Raw genomic sequence first — 15,287 nt, forward strand, 5'->3', positions numbered from 1 at the left:
AATATCAGTTTTTTGATAAAAACTTCAAGCTGATAGATGCTCCTGCTACCCAGGAAAATGTTACAACATTCAAATATGCGGTAAAATCTGCAAAACCTATCACAGATTCTGATAAAGTAGAGCTTGAAACTTCATTTAAAATATGGGATCCTTCAAAAGGAATTCATATTGGGTCATTTACCCTTCACTTTTATAGTTTGATGTTTGTATTTGCATTTGGTTTCGGATATGTTTTAATGACCCGAATCTTTAAGATTGACAATATTAACCAGAGATACCTGGAACCTCTTTTCACATGGACTTTAATTGGAACAATCCTTGGAGCAAGACTAGGACATGTTATTTTTTATCAGCCGGAATTATTTAAAGAGGATTTCTGGAGTGTATTTTTACCCATAAGCACAAAAAATGGTTTTAAATTCACTGGATTTTCAGGACTGGCAAGCCATGGAGCGACTATTGCTTTGATTTTTACCACTCTTTATTATTCATTTAAAATCATCAAAAAAAATCCATTCTGGGTATACGACAGATTAGGTATTGTAGTAGCTTTAGGAGGTGCTTTTGTAAGAATGGGAAACTTTTTCAATTCTGAAATCGTTGGTAAACCTGCTGATCCAAACTCTCCGTTTGCTCTTCTTTTCCCACAGCAAAGCAGTGAATACGGTCTTACTGTACCTCGTTACCCAAGCCAGTTATTCGAAGCTGTAGGATATGTTCTTCTTTTCATTTTATTATGGATACTTTACAGAAAAACAGATAAAAAATACCAGCAGGGATGGTTATTCGGTTTGTTCTTTATTATTCTTTGGGCCATCAGATTCTTTGTTGAGTTTCTTAAAGAGCCGCAAGGTGACGAATTCATCCAGATTGGAGGTCTGAATACAGGTCAGGTACTTTCTATTCCGTTTATGATTGCAGGAGTTGTTATTATGATCATTTCCAAGAAATTTAAGATCACTCCGGAAGAAAATGAGAAACCGGAATATATTGAAAAAGCATAAGCACACCCTGGAAACTGAAAAACTCCGGTTTTAAGATAAAAAAGGCAAATTTGTAGCGCTACAAATTTGCCTTTTTCTTTTTAAGTCTATTTTAAAAAGCCATTCAGCTCATTTATTCTGTTACAAGCTCTTTGCAACTTTCCCGTTCAGCTCCTCAAAAACATTTCCGAATTCACCAATAACATCTGTAGGAAGCATAGATTCTTTTGAATATTTTTCTGAAGCAAGATCAGCCGCTCTCCCGTGAAACCACGCCCCTAAAATACAGGTTTCTTCTTCAGAATACTCCTGCGCTAAAAGTGAGGTCAGAATTCCGGTAAGGATATCTCCACTGCCTCCTTTCGCAAGACCTGCATTCCCGGTTATATTGTAAAATACATTTCCCTCCGGAGTAATAACTTGTGTATGATGATCTTTCAATACAATATAAATACAATGTTCTTTTGCTTTTTCTCTGGCCAGGTCTAGTCTCTTAAAAGAATTTTCCGTACTTCCGAAAAGCCTTTCAAACTCTTTCGGATGAGGAGTAATGATTGATTTTTGGGGGATTAATTTTAAATTTTCTGATTTTTTAGAAATAATATTCAATGCATCAGCATCCAGAACCAACGGGCTTGTATAGTTTTTCAGAAAGCTCAGAAAACTTTTTCCAGTTTCTGAATGAGTTCCCAATCCAGGTCCTATGCCGCAGATAAAATCTTTATCTACCTCAAAGCTGGTTACAAACTGCTTTCCTCCTGCTATAAACATAGCTTCCGGACATGAGGTCTGCAGTATCTCATATCCACATTCCGGTGCCAGCGTAAAGGTTAGGCCAGCTCCGGTTTTTAAGGCCGATTGTGTAGCCAGAACAGCAGCACCTATTTTCCCGTAACTTCCTCCTATGATTGCAGCCTTGCCATAGCTTCCTTTATGAGAAAACTCCTGTCTTGGCTTGAATATAGATTCTATCAGCTGATCATCAATGATAAAGTATTCCGCATCAGTTGTATCAGCATAGGTTTTGCTTAAGTCAATATCCAGTACTTCCACTTTTCCGGTATATTTTCCGGTTTCGGGATGCAGGAATGTTCTTTTCCAGCATTGAAAAGTCAGGGTATAATCAGACTTCAGAATAACTGGATCATTGTCAAATATTTCATCTGCAGACAACCCGGAAGGAACATCAATGGATATTTTAATATTCTTTCGGGCGTTCAGCTGCTCAACAAGTTCTTTGTACTCACCTACTAATGGTCTGGATAAACCTGTTCCGAAAAGAGCATCAATAATGATTGTTTTATCATCAAAATTATAGTGTTCACTCTGATCATATTTTCTGACCGAAATTCCTGACAAATCACGGAGTCTTTTCAAATTAACCAAAGCATCTTCCGAAAATTTCCGTTTGGAATCACCTATAAATACATCTACATCAAAGCCTTTCAGGTACAGTATTCTCGCTACCGCCAATCCATCTCCTCCATTGTTTCCGTTACCACAAAATACGGCCAGTTTTTTATGATTTTTACAATGTTCCGAAATCCAGTGGGCCGCAGCCATCGAAGCTCTTTCCATCAATTGGATGGATGAAACCGGCTCATGGGAAATTGTAAAATGATCCCAGCTGCGTATCTGTTCTGCGGTAAAAATCTTCATAAGTAAAACAAACTTTTAAGCAAATTACAAAAGATTTTTCATTATGATGCCACCTCAATAATAAAAATTGGGAGACCTCATGAATGAAATAAAGGATCTGTATAATGCTAAAATATTTACTAAACCTAGTTCTATGAATTCATCATAAAACTCAATGTTTTGGGAATAAAAAACTATAAAAATTAGTGTTTTTTACATTTTTAAATTATATTTTTGTGTATATACTAATTAAAAAAATATAAATTATGGGATTTGTTAAAGAATTTAAAGAATTTGCCTTTAAGGGGAATGTTCTCGATCTGGCTGTCGGTGTGATCATTGGTGCAGCTTTTGGTAAAATTGTTTCGTCTTTAGTGGAAGATGTAATCACTCCTCTGATACTAAACCCCGCATTGAAAGCAGCAGGTGCAGAAAACATTGCAAAACTTTCATGGAATGGTGTTGCATACGGAAACTTCGTTTCTGCTGTAATCAGTTTCCTTTGTATTGCTATGGTTCTTTTCTGGATCATTAAATTTGCGAATAAAGTGAACAAAAAAGAAGCTCCAGCTCCTGCAGGACCTACTGAAGATCAAAAATTACTGACAGAGATCAGAGATTTATTGAAAAGCAAGAATATATAATCTGTAATCTCACAACAGTTTAAAAATAAAAAAGCACCTCCATAGAGGTGCTTTTATTATATCATTTCAAATTAATTATTGAATCTGTAAAATACTTGAAATCTGCTCAGCCAGGGAAAGTCCTATCCTGTCCTGTGCTTCAAGAGTAGAAGCTCCTGTGTGAGGGGTAAGAGAGATTTTAGAGTGACTAAGGATTTCTTTAGAAGGTGTTGGTTCATTAATGAAAACATCTAATCCTGCAAATCTTACTTTACCGGAATCCAATGCCTGAATCAACGCTGCTTCATCAATAACTCCTCCTCTGGAACAGTTGACAACAGCTACTCCGTCTTTCATTATTTCAAATTCATTCTTGCCAATCATATAGCCGTCTTTCTGAGCCGGAACATGCAACGTAATAAAATCTGAATGTTTCAAAACATCCTGTAATGGTTCTGTTTCTATATCAACATTGATAAACTGGTTGTTATAAAACTTTACTTTAATGCTGGCTTTTCCTACATTATTATCAGCTGCAACCACTCTCATCCCGAGTCCTAAAGCAATCCTGGCTACTTCCTGGCCAATTCTTCCCATCCCAACAATACCAATTGTCTTTCCTCTCAGTTCGATACCGGCAGCATATGCTTTTTTAAGACTTCCAAATTCAGTATCTCCTACCAAAGGCATTTTTCTGTTGGAATCCTGAAGAAATCTTGCGCCGGAAAATAAATGGGCAAAAACAAGTTCAGCCACTGATTCCGAAGAAGCTGAAGGAGTATTGATCACGTGGATTCCTTTTTCTCTTGCATAGTCTACATCAATATTATCCATACCTACTCCACCTCTGCCAATAATGTCTATAGATGGGCATCCGTCAATAATATCTTTTCTTACCTGCGTAGCACTTCTCACCAATAGAGTTCGGATTTTGTGCTCGTTAATATAATCTACTAAAAATTCCTGTGAAACTTTTGTAGTGATCACCTCAAAGCCTTTTTCTGTCAATGCATCTATTCCAGATTGATCCAGGCCGTCGTTTGCTAAAATTTTCATAAAATATCGAGTATATTAAAAAATGAAAGATTTAAAAATTAAAGGAACTGATTCACATTTAATCTTTAAATCTTTGAATTATATTTTTATTCGCCGTCTTCTTTGAATACTTCAATGGTCACTTGCTTTTCTACCAAATCTGTAAATCTTCCCTTGTATCTTGTAGCTCTTACCAGGTGATTATCTATCCAGTGATAATTTCCTCCTCTTGGTTTCCCGCAAAGTACGCTGTGGTATTTGAAGCCATGCTTATCCAGCCAGTCTATGGTGATTTGTTTCAGATTTTCGGTTCTTGAAGTAAAAAAGCAGATCTGATGCCCTTCATCATACCATCTGTTGATAGTTTCCAACGCATCAGGATAAGGTTCGCAGGTCACCATTCTTTCCGGTTCTTCGTTGGGAACGTCATCTGTAATGGTTCCGTCGATATCTATTAAGTAATTTTTTATGTCATCCTTTAGAATAGGACTAATGTGTTCAATGTATTCTAATTCCATTACTAAATATTAAGTAACAAAGTTAGCGTTTTTACAACTATCAGGCACGTTAAACTTAGTTTATGTTAAAAATATACTAAAAAAACTATTATTCAAAGAATTATATCAATATTTTATTAGTCATTTCATTACAAATAGTTAAAATTTTTCGTTTTGATATTTCTTTTTATGAGTACTATATAAAGACAGATAAAAGGGGCAAAAGTGAATTTGCCGATTTGCCTGTAAACATTCTCTGCCTTCTCAACATTATTACAAAAAGCATGATGTTTATCTAAAAATTTCCAAAATACATTTATTACTCTTACATTTGTAGGAATGGAAGAATTTGTCGTTTTAGTAAATCCTGAAGATGAAGTTTTAGGGCTGATGGAAAAACAGCAGGCTCACATCAATGGCCTGTTACACCGTGCTTTTTCTGTATTTCTGTTCAACAGTAAAGGAGAAATGCTTCTTCAGAAAAGGGCTTCAGGCAAGTACCATTCTCCCAATCAATGGACCAATGCTGTGTGTTCACATCCAAGACATGGGGAAACCTATAAGGAAGGAGCAATACGCAGATTAAAGGAAGAACTCGGAATTGAGGCAGAACTTTCGGAAAAATTCAATTTTATTTATAAAGCAGATGTAGGTAGCGGCCTTTGGGAGCACGAGCTGGATCATGTATTTGTGGGAAACCATGAAGCTGATTTCAATCTGAATAAAGAAGAAGTGGAAGATGTAAGGTTTATTTCCCCGGAAAATCTGGACAGAGAAATCTCTGAACATCCTGAAAACTTTACAGAATGGTTCAAAATCATCCTCGAAGAATATAAACACCATTTTTAATGATGAAAAAAATATTGCTTTTTTCTGCAATTGTAACGGGAAGTCTGTTTTTTGCCCAAAAAGCAAAAGTATACGAAAATTCCAACTACTCTATTAACGTTCCTGACGGCTGGAAATCTACGAATGACAGTGAGATCATCAATATTTTTCCTACCAGCCAGATTGGGGCTATTACGATTTCGGAATATCATGATTTAGCACTTTCAAAAGAAGAAGTTAAAAAATTCATCCTGGCACTTTATCAGTCACAAAATCAAGTGAACAAAGTAAAAGATAAGAAGAGCCAAAAAGGATATACAGAATATCTATATGAACACTTTGATGAAAAAGAAAAGCTGTTCTGGATAACCAAAGTTTTTCAAAAAGACAAAAACTTATATTTAGTTTCCATCAACTGTGGCCAGAAATTCTGGAACGGAAACTACATGACCCAATTCAATGAGACTTTTAACAGTTTTAAAATAAAGAAATAAAAATTAAATATGAAGAAAACAGCCTTGTACGACAAACATGTTTCTTTGGGAGCTAAGATCGTACCTTTCGCGGGTTTTGAAATGCCTGTTCAATATTCAGGGGTTACAGAAGAGCACTTTGCAGTAAGAGAAAAAGCAGGATTATTTGATGTTTCCCATATGGGACAGTTTTTCATCGAAGGGCCGGGTTCAAAAGATCTTTTACAGTTTGTAACGACCAATAATGTAGATGCTCTGGAAAATGGAAAAGCTCAGTATTCTTGTCTTCCAAACGAAAACGGAGGAATTGTAGATGACCTTATCGTTTACAAAATGGAAGATGACAAATATTTCGTGGTTGTAAATGCATCTAACATTGACAAAGACTGGAATCATATTTCAAAATACAATACTTTCGGGGCTAAAATGACTAATGCTTCTGATGAAATGTCATTATTGGCAGTTCAGGGGCCTAAAGCAACGGAAATCCTTCAAAAGCTTACAGAGGTAAATCTTTCAGAAATTCCTTACTACCATTTCACAGTGGGAAGTGTTGCAGGAGAAAATAATGTGATTATTTCAAACACCGGATATACAGGAAGCGGTGGTTTTGAGATTTATTTCAATAACGAAAGTGCTGAAAAACTTTGGGATGCGGTAATGGAAGCAGGTAAAGAAGAAGGAATTATTCCTTGTGGATTGGCTGCCAGAGATACTTTAAGATTAGAAAAAGGGTTCTGTCTTTACGGAAATGACATTGATGATACTACTTCTCCTATTGAAGCTGGTTTAGGATGGATCACTAAGTTTGATAAAGACTTCGTTTCTAAAGATACTTTCGCAAAACAGAAAGAGGAAGGTGTTACAAGAAAATTAGTAGCTTTCGAACTTACAGACAAAGGAGTTCCAAGACATGATTATCCTGTAGTAGATGCTGAAGGAAATGTAATTGGAAAAGTAACTTCAGGAACACAGTCTCCAATGAAGAAAATCGGTTTGGGTCTTGCGTATGTAGACAAGCCTCTTTTCAAATTAGGATCTGAAATCTTTATTCAGGTAAGAAACAAGAACATTCCTGCAAAAGTGGTAAAAGCTCCTTTTGTATAATTGTTCAAGAAGATATTGACAAAAAAAGGATGTTCTCTACTTTGAGACATCCTTTTTTTATTCATTATTATACATCAAATTCAGGTTTCACCTTTACTGGAATTCCGATACAGGAAAAATAAACCCAGCCTATAAAAACCAGCTGAAGTGGAATTCTGTACCATAAATAAGACACTCCACTTCCTGAAAAGTCCCCCGCCTTCATATTCACATGTTCCCATGCAGCATATATATTGGCAGGAAGGATGAGAACAAAAAAACACAATGAGCAGCCAGCCAATGGTTTTCTGAAATCCCGGAATCAACAATGCTGCCGCTCCGATAATTTCCAAAAAACCGGTTGCATACACCATTTCTGTTTTATAAGGTATGATTTGAGGAATCATCAATGCCATTCCCTGTGTATATACAAAGTGGGCAATTCCGGCAGTTAAAAGCATCACCGCCATAGCGATTCTGGCTGAAAAAGCAAATTCATACTCTTTACGGGTCAGTTTAAAAATGATCAGGGAGATGATCAGAACGATAGGTAAAATAGCTTCAGGCATTTCTTTTTTTTGCAAAGTTCTGCCATCCGTTCAGGCAAAACAATGAACCCATGTTAAGAAATTCTACGCCTGATTCTACTGAGGGCTTGTGGAGTGATCCCAATATAAGATGCAATATATTTCAAGGGAATATACTTTAAAATATCCGGCTGTTCTGAAAATAAGGCGAGATACCGTTCTTCGGCGGTTTGGGTCAGCAATGATATTTCTCTTTTAAAATTATCCAGATAAAGCCCTTCACTGGCAAATCTCCCAATCTTATTTCCTATTTCTGTTTTCTCATAGACTGTATTGAGATCCTGATGTGAAATACGCCAAAGCACAGTTTCTTCAAGGGCCTGAATATGATAACTGCAGGGTTTCCGCGTAAGAAAAGAGTCGTAAGCACTCACAAACTCTCCGGCAAACGAAAATGAAAATGTAAAATCATCTTCTTCCCCAGGAATATAAAACCTTACACTTCCCTTTTCTATAAAAGCAAGATAATTTTCCGTTTTTCCGGCAGTGATCAGATGTTGTTTCCGGGAGAATTTCTGTCTTTCCAGTTTCGATGAAAATAACTCCCAATCCTGATCAGACATTGTCACTGATTTTTCAAAATAAGTCCGGATCTGTTCCATTTAAATATTAAAATTAAGAAGAGTAAAGTTAGGATTTAACCTTTAAAAACAAAAAAAAGAGACCATAACAGCCTCTTTTTACATTTAATTACAGATACAGCAGACTTTTCTGTCCGGACTACAGGCATCGCCTACTCCCGGTGTATTGGAAATTACTCCGCCTGCGGGCCCGCATAAAGTAAAGCAGTTAACAATAAGAGGTCTCAATCCTCCATTAATGTTCTTTAGTGCAGCTCTGTTAAGATTCTTTGTTTTTGAAAAGTTTGTTTTCATATTGTAAATTTTGGTGATTACAAATATAAACATTCAAACACAAAACCGATAATAATCAAACACTTATAAAATTAGAGCATTTTAATTAGGATATAAAAATGTCCTGCTCAATAATGAAAGTTATCATTACTGAGCAGGACAGATTAGCTATTTAAAGTCTTATGAGTTAATTTACCCCAAAGAATTTCTGTAATTCTTCAACATTTTTCTTATCATTTCCTACGAAAATCTCCTTATCTGTAATAAAAACTGGTCTTTTCAGAAAAGTATAATGGTCTAATAAAAGTTCTTTAAAATCTTTTTCTGTTAAGGATTTTACATCTAATCCTCTTAATTTGATCTGAGTAGATTTTTTACTGAACAACGCTTCATATGATTTTGTTTTTTTATGCATTTCCGCCAATTCTTCTTTCGAGATTGGTTCTTTTTTGATTTCGCGAAGTTCCCAGCCTGTAAGATCAAATTGGGCTAAAATTTTTCTGCAGGTATCACATGTGTTGAGATAAAATACTTTCTTCATTACGGTTTCTAAATCTGTTATGGGTTAAAATTCTCTTTCATCGAAAGTTTCGTCTTTCAAAAGTAGGATTTAATCTAAAACTTTGGAAATTATTAAATAACTTTATTAAAATTTTATAAAGATGCAGAACAAGCCTATTACTTTTCAGTTTATTTCGGAGCCTTCAGATGTTAATTACGGAGGAAATGTACATGGAGGAAGTGTTATGAAATGGATTGACCAGGCCGGTTATGCATGTGCGACAACCTGGAGTGGTAATTATTCCGTCACAGTATATGTAGGCGGAATCCGTTTTTATGACCCTATTAAAATTGGTGAAGTGGTAAAAGTAGATGCCCAGGTAATCTATACGGGAACTTCAAGTATGCATATCGCCATCAATGTTTTTTCAAGAAACCTGAAACAGCCAAATTTTGAGAAAAAAACCCACTGTATTATTGTTTTTGTTGCTGTAGATGAAAATGGGAAAAAACTGCCTGTACCCAAATGGATACCGGAAACGGAAGGAGAAAAACAGCAGGAAATATATGCAAAACGTCTGATGGAATTAAGAACACAGATTGAGGATGAGATGAAACCTTTTTTATAATGGAAAGAAAAGATTTTATCAGACTTTCTTCATTGGGATTTTTGGGTTTGTATTCTTGTGGGGTTTCAAATTTAAATATGAATAAAAAACCATTAGCCATTCAACTGTACACTGTTCGTGATTCCATTGCTAATAATCTCGAGAAGACTTTTGAAAAACTGGCAGAACTTGGTTTTACAACATTTGAAATCTATGGTTATGACGGAAAGTTTTTCGGAAAAACAGCAAAAGAATTTAAACATATTTTGTCTGCTCATGGTTTAAAGGTGATCAGTTCACATCATCAAACCGGAATTACAGATCTGAAAGATGGAACTCTTTTGAAAAACTGGAATACAACGTTGGATGATCTCAGCATTATTGGTTCTACATATGCAGTTTGCTCCTACCTTCCCGAAGCGGAAAGAACACTTGAAAATTATAAAAAACTTCCTGAGATTCTTGAAAATGCAGGAAATCTCTCCAAACGAAACGGAATTCAGCTGGCTTATCATAATCATGATTTTGAATTTCTAAAGATGGATGAAAGGAATAATTTTTATGATTACATTTTAGAAAATACTTCATCAGATGCAGTTAAGATGGAACTGGATTTATATTGGATTTCAAAAGCAGGTTTAGATCCGTTACTATATTTTGAAAAATATCCGAAAAGATTTCCATTGTGGCATGTGAAAGATATGAAAGCAGGAACAAAAGATTTTGCAGAAATCGGAAACGGAACCCTTGATTTTAAAAAAATTTTCGAAGCCAGAGAAAAAGCAGGATTGAAACATTGGTTTTTGGAACAGGATTCCAGTGATAAAGATATTTTTGACAGCATAAAGATGAGTAAAAAGTATATTCTTGAACATTCTTATTTTAATGAAACTTGAATCTAAAGATATTTAATCATGAAAAATATTTTACAACTCTTTTGCTTACTGATTATTATTTCTTTGAACTCACAAACCCATCGATTTATTTATGAGCTTCAATTAAAAATGGATTCTACAGAATCTGAATATCAGAAATTCAACATGATTTTAGATATTAATCCGAAAGAGGTAAAATTTTACGGAAGAAATCTTCTTATCGCAGATTCTTTGAATAAAAAATTCGGAAACATGGACAATAAACACGTTGATATGACCGGACAAGTGGTAAAAAGAAAGATAAACACTACTGAAAATGAAAATTTTATCAATATAAAATTTGGATATTACTCCTTTAAAACCAATGATAAAATAAAGTGGAATATTTCCAGCGAAACCAGACAGGTTCAGCAATATACATTACAAAAAGCAACGGCTGAGTTTGGTGGAAGAAGCTGGATTGCCTGGTTCAATAAAGAGATCCCATTTAATGAAGGTCCTTTTAAATTTTCAGGACTTCCAGGTTTGGTATTTGAAATCTCTGATACAAAGAAAAATTTCATTTATCATCTTATCAAAAGTCAGGAGCTGACAGAGACATATGTTACCGATAACTTTCTTGAATCCAATTTCGGAAATAAAGCTATTCCCATCAATGAAAAACAGAAATATAAACTGATCATGGAGTTTTACAATGATCCTTTTGCTTTTGAAAGAAACAATTTCAGCAAATCCAACAACGACCTGAAAATAAATATCAACGGAAAAGAGATCCGCAATGTGGATGAACTGAACACTCAGACCAAAAGCATGCAGGAAGTGATAAAAAAGTACAACAATCCGCTTGAGATTGATAAGGCCATACATTATTAAAAACATAGAAGTTGTTTAGCGACTTTATCTTTTATCTTTTATCTTTTATCTTTTATCTTTTATCTTTTATCTTTATTCATATATTTGCATGAACAAAAGGAAATGGTGTTCTTCCTTACCCAACCGCTTTACAAAAGCTGATGACGCCTGATTAAAAGATTATTAACAAATAACTAATCAGGATTATTATGTCAAAAAGTCAAAGAACACTTGGTAAAAAAGCAGTATTCCACACTCATTTTTTCTTCAGAAAGTTTCCGTCGCTGCCTTATATTTTAAAATGGCTGTGTATTAGTACCATTATTGGCGCATTGGTAGGAACTGCTTCTGCAGGATTTCTTCAATCATTGGAATGGGCAACAAATTTCAGGGAAAATCATCTCTGGCTGATTGCTTTACTTCCTGTAGCAGGATTTCTGATAGGACTTCTCTATTATTACTTCGGAAAAGATGTGGAAGCGGGAAACAACCTGCTGATTGATACTATTCATGAGCCCAAAGGAATTATTCCGTTCAAGATGGCACCTTTTGTGTATCTCGGAACAATGGCAACCCATTTTTTCGGAGGTTCTGCAGGCCGTGAAGGAACAGCTCTTCAAATGGCAGGTGCTATTGCTGATCAGCTTGCGAAACCTTTTAAACTTGACAGAAATGAAAGAAAAATATTAATTATTGCGGCTATTGCGGCCGGGTTTGGTTCTGTTTTCGGAACTCCACTGGCGGGAGCAGTGTTTGGTCTTGAGGTTTTTCTGATCGGAAGAATCCGTTATAATGCCATCTTTCCGGCATTCGCTTCTGCAATTCTGGCAGACTGGGCTACTAATCTCTGGAATGTAAAACATACCCATTATCATATTGATTTTATCCCAAAACTTGAGTTTTTACCGATTCTATACAGTATTCTGGCAGGAATAATCTTTGGAATATGTGCCGCTGCTTTCAGTAAAATCATTCACTGGATGGGTTCTGTTTTCAAATCAAAAATTACATATCCACCCTTTCGTCCTGTAGCAAGCGGAGTTATCATTGCCCTGGCAGTTTTTGCAATGGGTACCACCCGATATATCGGATTAGGAATTCCTGTGATTGTAGAATCTTTTGAAAAGCAGCTTCCTTTGTATGATTTTGTTTTAAAAATGATTTTTACTATTGTTACACTTTCAGCTGGATTCAAAGGTGGAGAAGTTACCCCGCTGTTCTTTATCGGGGCAACTTTAGGCAGTGCTTTGTCTGTGTTTATTCCTTTGCCGTTCGGATTACTGGCAGGGATGGGATTTGTGGCAGTATTTGCCGGAGCAACCAATACTCCTTTGGCCTGTATGCTGATGGGAATTGAATTATTTGGAGCAGAATGTGGTGTATACATAGCCATTGCCTGTGTTGTATCTTATCTTCTTTCAGGGCACAATAGTATTTATACCCAACAGAAAATCGGAGACGCGAAAAACAGAAGATTTGAAAGTCAGCAGGATAAGTCTGTTTCGGATTTTTTATGAGCCGTTTTCTTGTTGCTGGTTGCTAGTTGTTTTTGTTGCTGGTTACCTACAACCTTAAACTCTAAACCTTAAACTCTCCCACTCTCCAACACCTCTTTCTCCCATTTCCAACTATAATTCGTAATTTTACGCCATGTTCGATTACAGATTAAAAGTTTTCCATACGGTGGCTTCCCGATTAAGTTTCACTAAAGCTTCAGAAGAGCTTCATATTTCACAACCTGCTGTTACCAAACACATTAAAGAAATTGAAACTCAGATAGGTGCCAAGCTATTTGACCGTAAAGGAACTTCTATTCAGCTTACTCGGAGTGGAAAGATTCTGTACGAACATGCAGAAAAGATCAGAAGTATCTACCGTGACATGGAATTTGAAATCAGCCAGATCAGTCAGCAGCATAAAGGAAAACTGATTATCGGGGCCAGTACAACCGTTGCACAGTATATTTTACCTGAAATTTTAGCCAAATTCAATTCTTATTATAAAGATATTAAGATTGAGCTTCTTACGGGAAATACAGAAACGATTTCAACACTTTTAAAAGAAGAAAAAATAGATCTGGGTATTATTGAAGGAGAATCACAGTCTTCTTATTTTGAATACAGGACTTTTAAGCCTGATGAAATTGTTCTGGCAGCAAAATCAGACCATCCTCTTGCCCATAAAACTTTAAACTTAAAAGATCTCTATCATCTGGACCTGATCTTCAGAGAACAGGGTTCCGGAACACTTGAGTTTATACAAAACAGGCTTAAAGAGAAAGACATCAATATCCATAAACTGAATACCGTTATGCAGCTGGGAAGCAGTGAGAGTATCAAAAACTATCTTCTTCACTCGGAATGTATGGCATTTCTATCGATCAGCACGATCCTCAACGAACTTAAGAATAATGTACTGGCTGTCATTGACATCAAAAACTTCAGTATTGAAAGAGATTTTCATTTTATTCTGCCTAAAGGACAACAATCTGAGCTGATTAAGCTTTTCCTGAGATTTGCAGAGTAATCCTCTTATGATGTAAAAATCTATTAATAATAGAAAATCCTATTATTTTTTAGCATGGTTATTGAAAATATACAAAGCTTTTAAGTTTTGGCTAAAGCCAATGCAATTTTTAAAATTTATTTGGCTGGGCTAAAGCCCAACCCTATTGATGGAGTCAAGCAAATAGTAAATTTAACGACAAGATCTTTCATCTTTCATCTTTCATCTTTCATCTTTCATCTTTTATCTTTTATCTTTTATCTTTTATCTTTTATCTTTATTAATTATAACTTTTAGTTATCCAATATAACAAAATACGATTTACTTTGTAATACTATTTTCCGGAATTTTGGTGCAGATTTTAAAAGTTCGCATTATGAAAGATTTCATCCAAAATGAAATGATCCGAAAAGTATTTTTTATTGTATTGGCAGTTCTATGTCTTACTCCGCTTATATCTTCACCAATTGCTCTGGTTTTGGGATTTGCTCTGGCTGTTTTTATAGGAAATCCGTTTGAGAAACACCTTCATCACTATATCCATTTGCTCCTGCAGATTTCGATTGTCGGTCTGGGATTCGGATTGAAACTGGATGAAGCTCTTCATGCTGGAAAAACAGGATTGATGTTAACGGTTATAAGTATTATTACAGTAATGGTATTGGGATATTTCCTGGGAAAAGTATTTAAACTGGAAAGACCTTTATCTTATCTTATTTCTGCAGGAACCGCTATTTGTGGAGGGAGTGCAATTGCTGCAATATCTCCTATTATCAAACCGAGCACGAAACAGATTTCACTTGCTTTAGCTATTGTTTTTACATTAAATTCTATTGCATTGTTTGTTTATCCTGCCATAGGACATTTGCTGAATCTTTCACAGGAACAGTTTGGGCTTTGGTGTGCAGTGGGAATTCATGACACAAGTTCTGTTGTGGGTGCCGCCAGCAAATATGGGGATGAAGCATTGAAAATAGCAACGACTGTAAAATTGGCACGTGCCCTTTGGATCATTCCGGTTTCATTGATCACGATGTTCATTTTTAAAAGTAAAGATTCAAAGATAAAAATTCCGTGGTTCATCGGTTATTTTATTGCGGCCATTCTTCTGAATACGTATTTCCCGTTTCTTGACCGTTTCAGTACTTCTATAACTGTTTTAGCAAAATCCGGACTGAATCTGACCTTGTTTTTCATAGGTTCTACTCTTTCTCTTCAAACCCTGAAATCAATAGGATTAAAACCTTTATTAGCCGCTGTACTCCTTTGGATTACTATAAGTGTTGGCAGTCTTCTTTATATTATCCATTAAAATGAGCAGAACCCTTTTGATATCAAAAGG

Annotated in this window: 18 protein-coding genes and 1 riboswitch; of the genes, 11 read left to right on the plus strand and 7 right to left on the minus strand. The window is 35.6% G+C overall.

What is annotated here, in order from left to right:
* Positions 1-200: 200 nt before the first annotated feature.
* The gene (gene lgt, locus ACPF63_RS13530; protein WP_257469013.1) at positions 201-1,004 is read left to right on the plus strand and encodes a prolipoprotein diacylglyceryl transferase; all 804 of its coding nucleotides are present in this window, start codon (positions 201-203) and stop codon (positions 1,002-1,004) included.
* Between the two features lie 120 nt (positions 1,005-1,124).
* Here the strand turns inward: lgt and ACPF63_RS13535 are convergent, their stop codons facing one another.
* Positions 1,125-2,642 (minus strand): NAD(P)H-hydrate dehydratase, encoded by a 1,518-nt coding sequence (locus tag ACPF63_RS13535; protein ID WP_426480266.1) that lies wholly within the window; start codon positions 2,640-2,642, stop codon positions 1,125-1,127.
* A 245-nt stretch (positions 2,643-2,887) separates the two neighbouring features.
* On the opposite strand from ACPF63_RS13535, the gene mscL reads away from it, so the two are divergent.
* The gene (gene mscL / locus ACPF63_RS13540; RefSeq protein WP_077415058.1) at positions 2,888-3,265 is read left to right on the plus strand and encodes a large conductance mechanosensitive channel protein MscL; all 378 of its coding nucleotides are present in this window, start codon (positions 2,888-2,890) and stop codon (positions 3,263-3,265) included.
* 75 nt (positions 3,266-3,340) lie between these two features.
* On the opposite strand, the gene ACPF63_RS13545 is transcribed toward mscL, so the two are convergent.
* Both ACPF63_RS13545 and ACPF63_RS13550 read right to left on the minus strand, forming a co-directional pair.
* Complete coding sequence (locus ACPF63_RS13545) at positions 3,341-4,300, minus strand: D-2-hydroxyacid dehydrogenase (RefSeq protein ID WP_426480267.1); 960 nt, start codon at positions 4,298-4,300, stop codon at positions 3,341-3,343.
* An 86-nt stretch (positions 4,301-4,386) separates the two neighbouring features.
* Positions 4,387-4,797: an LNS2 domain-containing protein gene (locus ACPF63_RS13550; RefSeq protein ID WP_077415062.1), complete on the minus strand. Its 411-nt coding sequence runs from the start codon at positions 4,795-4,797 to the stop codon at positions 4,387-4,389.
* Between the two features lie 318 nt (positions 4,798-5,115).
* Here ACPF63_RS13550 and idi point away from each other — a divergent pair, with 318 nt between their 5' ends.
* The 3 genes from idi to gcvT are packed head-to-tail and all read left to right on the plus strand — an operon-like array spanning position 5,116 to position 7,184.
* Positions 5,116-5,625 (plus strand): isopentenyl-diphosphate Delta-isomerase, encoded by a 510-nt coding sequence (gene idi / locus ACPF63_RS13555; RefSeq protein WP_077415064.1) that lies wholly within the window; start codon positions 5,116-5,118, stop codon positions 5,623-5,625.
* Positions 5,625-6,098, plus strand: coding sequence for a hypothetical protein (locus tag ACPF63_RS13560; RefSeq protein ID WP_426480268.1), 474 nt, complete (start codon positions 5,625-5,627; stop codon positions 6,096-6,098). The genes idi and ACPF63_RS13560 overlap by 1 nt, the downstream gene beginning before the upstream one ends.
* Positions 6,099-6,107: 9 nt before the next feature.
* Positions 6,108-7,184, plus strand: a complete 1,077-nt coding sequence (gene gcvT / locus ACPF63_RS13565) for a glycine cleavage system aminomethyltransferase GcvT (RefSeq protein WP_047383418.1) — start codon at positions 6,108-6,110, stop codon at positions 7,182-7,184.
* Positions 7,185-7,264: 80 nt separating this feature from the next.
* On the opposite strand, the gene ACPF63_RS13570 is transcribed toward gcvT, so the two are convergent.
* From ACPF63_RS13570 to ACPF63_RS13585, 4 genes are all read right to left on the minus strand, one after another.
* Complete coding sequence (locus ACPF63_RS13570) at positions 7,265-7,732, minus strand: DoxX family protein (protein WP_426480269.1); 468 nt, start codon at positions 7,730-7,732, stop codon at positions 7,265-7,267.
* Positions 7,733-7,785: 53 nt separating this feature from the next.
* Positions 7,786-8,352, minus strand: a complete 567-nt coding sequence (locus ACPF63_RS13575; protein WP_047383414.1) for a Crp/Fnr family transcriptional regulator — start codon at positions 8,350-8,352, stop codon at positions 7,786-7,788.
* 84 nt (positions 8,353-8,436) lie between these two features.
* Complete coding sequence (locus ACPF63_RS13580; protein WP_180565537.1) at positions 8,437-8,625, minus strand: hypothetical protein; 189 nt, start codon at positions 8,623-8,625, stop codon at positions 8,437-8,439.
* A gap of 166 nt (positions 8,626-8,791) precedes the next feature.
* Positions 8,792-9,145 (minus strand): arsenate reductase family protein, encoded by a 354-nt coding sequence (locus tag ACPF63_RS13585; protein WP_180565536.1) that lies wholly within the window; start codon positions 9,143-9,145, stop codon positions 8,792-8,794.
* A gap of 121 nt (positions 9,146-9,266) precedes the next feature.
* Here ACPF63_RS13585 and ACPF63_RS13590 point away from each other — a divergent pair, with 121 nt between their 5' ends.
* The 6 genes from ACPF63_RS13590 (at position 9,267) to ACPF63_RS13615 (ending at position 15,257) form a co-directional block, all read left to right on the plus strand.
* Positions 9,267-9,734 carry an acyl-CoA thioesterase gene (locus ACPF63_RS13590; RefSeq protein ID WP_077415078.1) on the plus strand — a complete coding sequence of 156 codons (468 nt, stop codon included), beginning with the start codon at positions 9,267-9,269 and terminating at the stop codon, positions 9,732-9,734.
* A complete protein-coding gene (locus tag ACPF63_RS13595; protein WP_426480270.1) occupies positions 9,734-10,609 on the plus strand; it encodes a sugar phosphate isomerase/epimerase family protein in 876 nt (291 codons plus the stop codon). The genes ACPF63_RS13590 and ACPF63_RS13595 overlap by 1 nt, the downstream gene beginning before the upstream one ends.
* Before the next feature lie 18 nt (positions 10,610-10,627).
* Positions 10,628-11,461 (plus strand): GLPGLI family protein, encoded by an 834-nt coding sequence (locus ACPF63_RS13600; protein WP_426480271.1) that lies wholly within the window; start codon positions 10,628-10,630, stop codon positions 11,459-11,461.
* A gap of 89 nt (positions 11,462-11,550) precedes the next feature.
* A riboswitch (Fluoride riboswitch) is annotated at positions 11,551-11,618 on the plus strand.
* A gap of 31 nt (positions 11,619-11,649) precedes the next feature.
* Complete coding sequence (locus ACPF63_RS13605) at positions 11,650-12,957, plus strand: voltage-gated chloride channel family protein (RefSeq protein WP_426480272.1); 1,308 nt, start codon at positions 11,650-11,652, stop codon at positions 12,955-12,957.
* A gap of 133 nt (positions 12,958-13,090) precedes the next feature.
* A complete protein-coding gene (locus tag ACPF63_RS13610) occupies positions 13,091-13,966 on the plus strand; it encodes a LysR family transcriptional regulator (RefSeq protein ID WP_426480273.1) in 876 nt (291 codons plus the stop codon).
* Positions 13,967-14,321: 355 nt separating this feature from the next.
* A complete protein-coding gene (locus ACPF63_RS13615; protein WP_426480274.1) occupies positions 14,322-15,257 on the plus strand; it encodes a YeiH family protein in 936 nt (311 codons plus the stop codon).
* Positions 15,258-15,287 lie beyond the last annotated feature (30 nt).

The sequence above is a fragment of the Chryseobacterium sp. R2ACT005 genome, assembly GCF_049949215.1.
GTDB lineage: Bacteria > Bacteroidota > Bacteroidia > Flavobacteriales > Weeksellaceae > Chryseobacterium.

What these genes read in the sequence shown, in the direction of transcription:
- lgt (WP_257469013.1), top strand. Translation starts at nt 201, where the DNA reads ATGTTTGTATTTGCATTTGGTTTCGGATATGTTTTAATGACCCGAATC.
- ACPF63_RS13535 (WP_426480266.1), bottom strand. Translation starts at nt 2,642, where the DNA reads ATGAAGATTTTTACCGCAGAACAGATACGCAGCTGGGATCATTTTACA.
- mscL (WP_077415058.1), top strand. Translation starts at nt 2,888, where the DNA reads ATGGGATTTGTTAAAGAATTTAAAGAATTTGCCTTTAAGGGGAATGTT.
- ACPF63_RS13545 (WP_426480267.1), bottom strand. Translation starts at nt 4,300, where the DNA reads ATGAAAATTTTAGCAAACGACGGCCTGGATCAATCTGGAATAGATGCA.
- ACPF63_RS13550 (WP_077415062.1), bottom strand. Translation starts at nt 4,797, where the DNA reads ATGGAATTAGAATACATTGAACACATTAGTCCTATTCTAAAGGATGAC.
- idi (WP_077415064.1), top strand. Translation starts at nt 5,116, where the DNA reads ATGGAAGAATTTGTCGTTTTAGTAAATCCTGAAGATGAAGTTTTAGGG.
- ACPF63_RS13560 (WP_426480268.1), top strand. Translation starts at nt 5,625, where the DNA reads ATGATGAAAAAAATATTGCTTTTTTCTGCAATTGTAACGGGAAGTCTG.
- gcvT (WP_047383418.1), top strand. Translation starts at nt 6,108, where the DNA reads ATGAAGAAAACAGCCTTGTACGACAAACATGTTTCTTTGGGAGCTAAG.
- ACPF63_RS13570 (WP_426480269.1), bottom strand. Translation starts at nt 7,732, where the DNA reads ATGCCTGAAGCTATTTTACCTATCGTTCTGATCATCTCCCTGATCATT.
- ACPF63_RS13575 (WP_047383414.1), bottom strand. Translation starts at nt 8,352, where the DNA reads ATGGAACAGATCCGGACTTATTTTGAAAAATCAGTGACAATGTCTGAT.
- ACPF63_RS13580 (WP_180565537.1), bottom strand. Translation starts at nt 8,625, where the DNA reads ATGAAAACAAACTTTTCAAAAACAAAGAATCTTAACAGAGCTGCACTA.
- ACPF63_RS13585 (WP_180565536.1), bottom strand. Translation starts at nt 9,145, where the DNA reads ATGAAGAAAGTATTTTATCTCAACACATGTGATACCTGCAGAAAAATT.
- ACPF63_RS13590 (WP_077415078.1), top strand. Translation starts at nt 9,267, where the DNA reads ATGCAGAACAAGCCTATTACTTTTCAGTTTATTTCGGAGCCTTCAGAT.
- ACPF63_RS13595 (WP_426480270.1), top strand. Translation starts at nt 9,734, where the DNA reads ATGGAAAGAAAAGATTTTATCAGACTTTCTTCATTGGGATTTTTGGGT.
- ACPF63_RS13600 (WP_426480271.1), top strand. Translation starts at nt 10,628, where the DNA reads ATGAAAAATATTTTACAACTCTTTTGCTTACTGATTATTATTTCTTTG.
- ACPF63_RS13605 (WP_426480272.1), top strand. Translation starts at nt 11,650, where the DNA reads ATGTCAAAAAGTCAAAGAACACTTGGTAAAAAAGCAGTATTCCACACT.
- ACPF63_RS13610 (WP_426480273.1), top strand. Translation starts at nt 13,091, where the DNA reads ATGTTCGATTACAGATTAAAAGTTTTCCATACGGTGGCTTCCCGATTA.
- ACPF63_RS13615 (WP_426480274.1), top strand. Translation starts at nt 14,322, where the DNA reads ATGAAAGATTTCATCCAAAATGAAATGATCCGAAAAGTATTTTTTATT.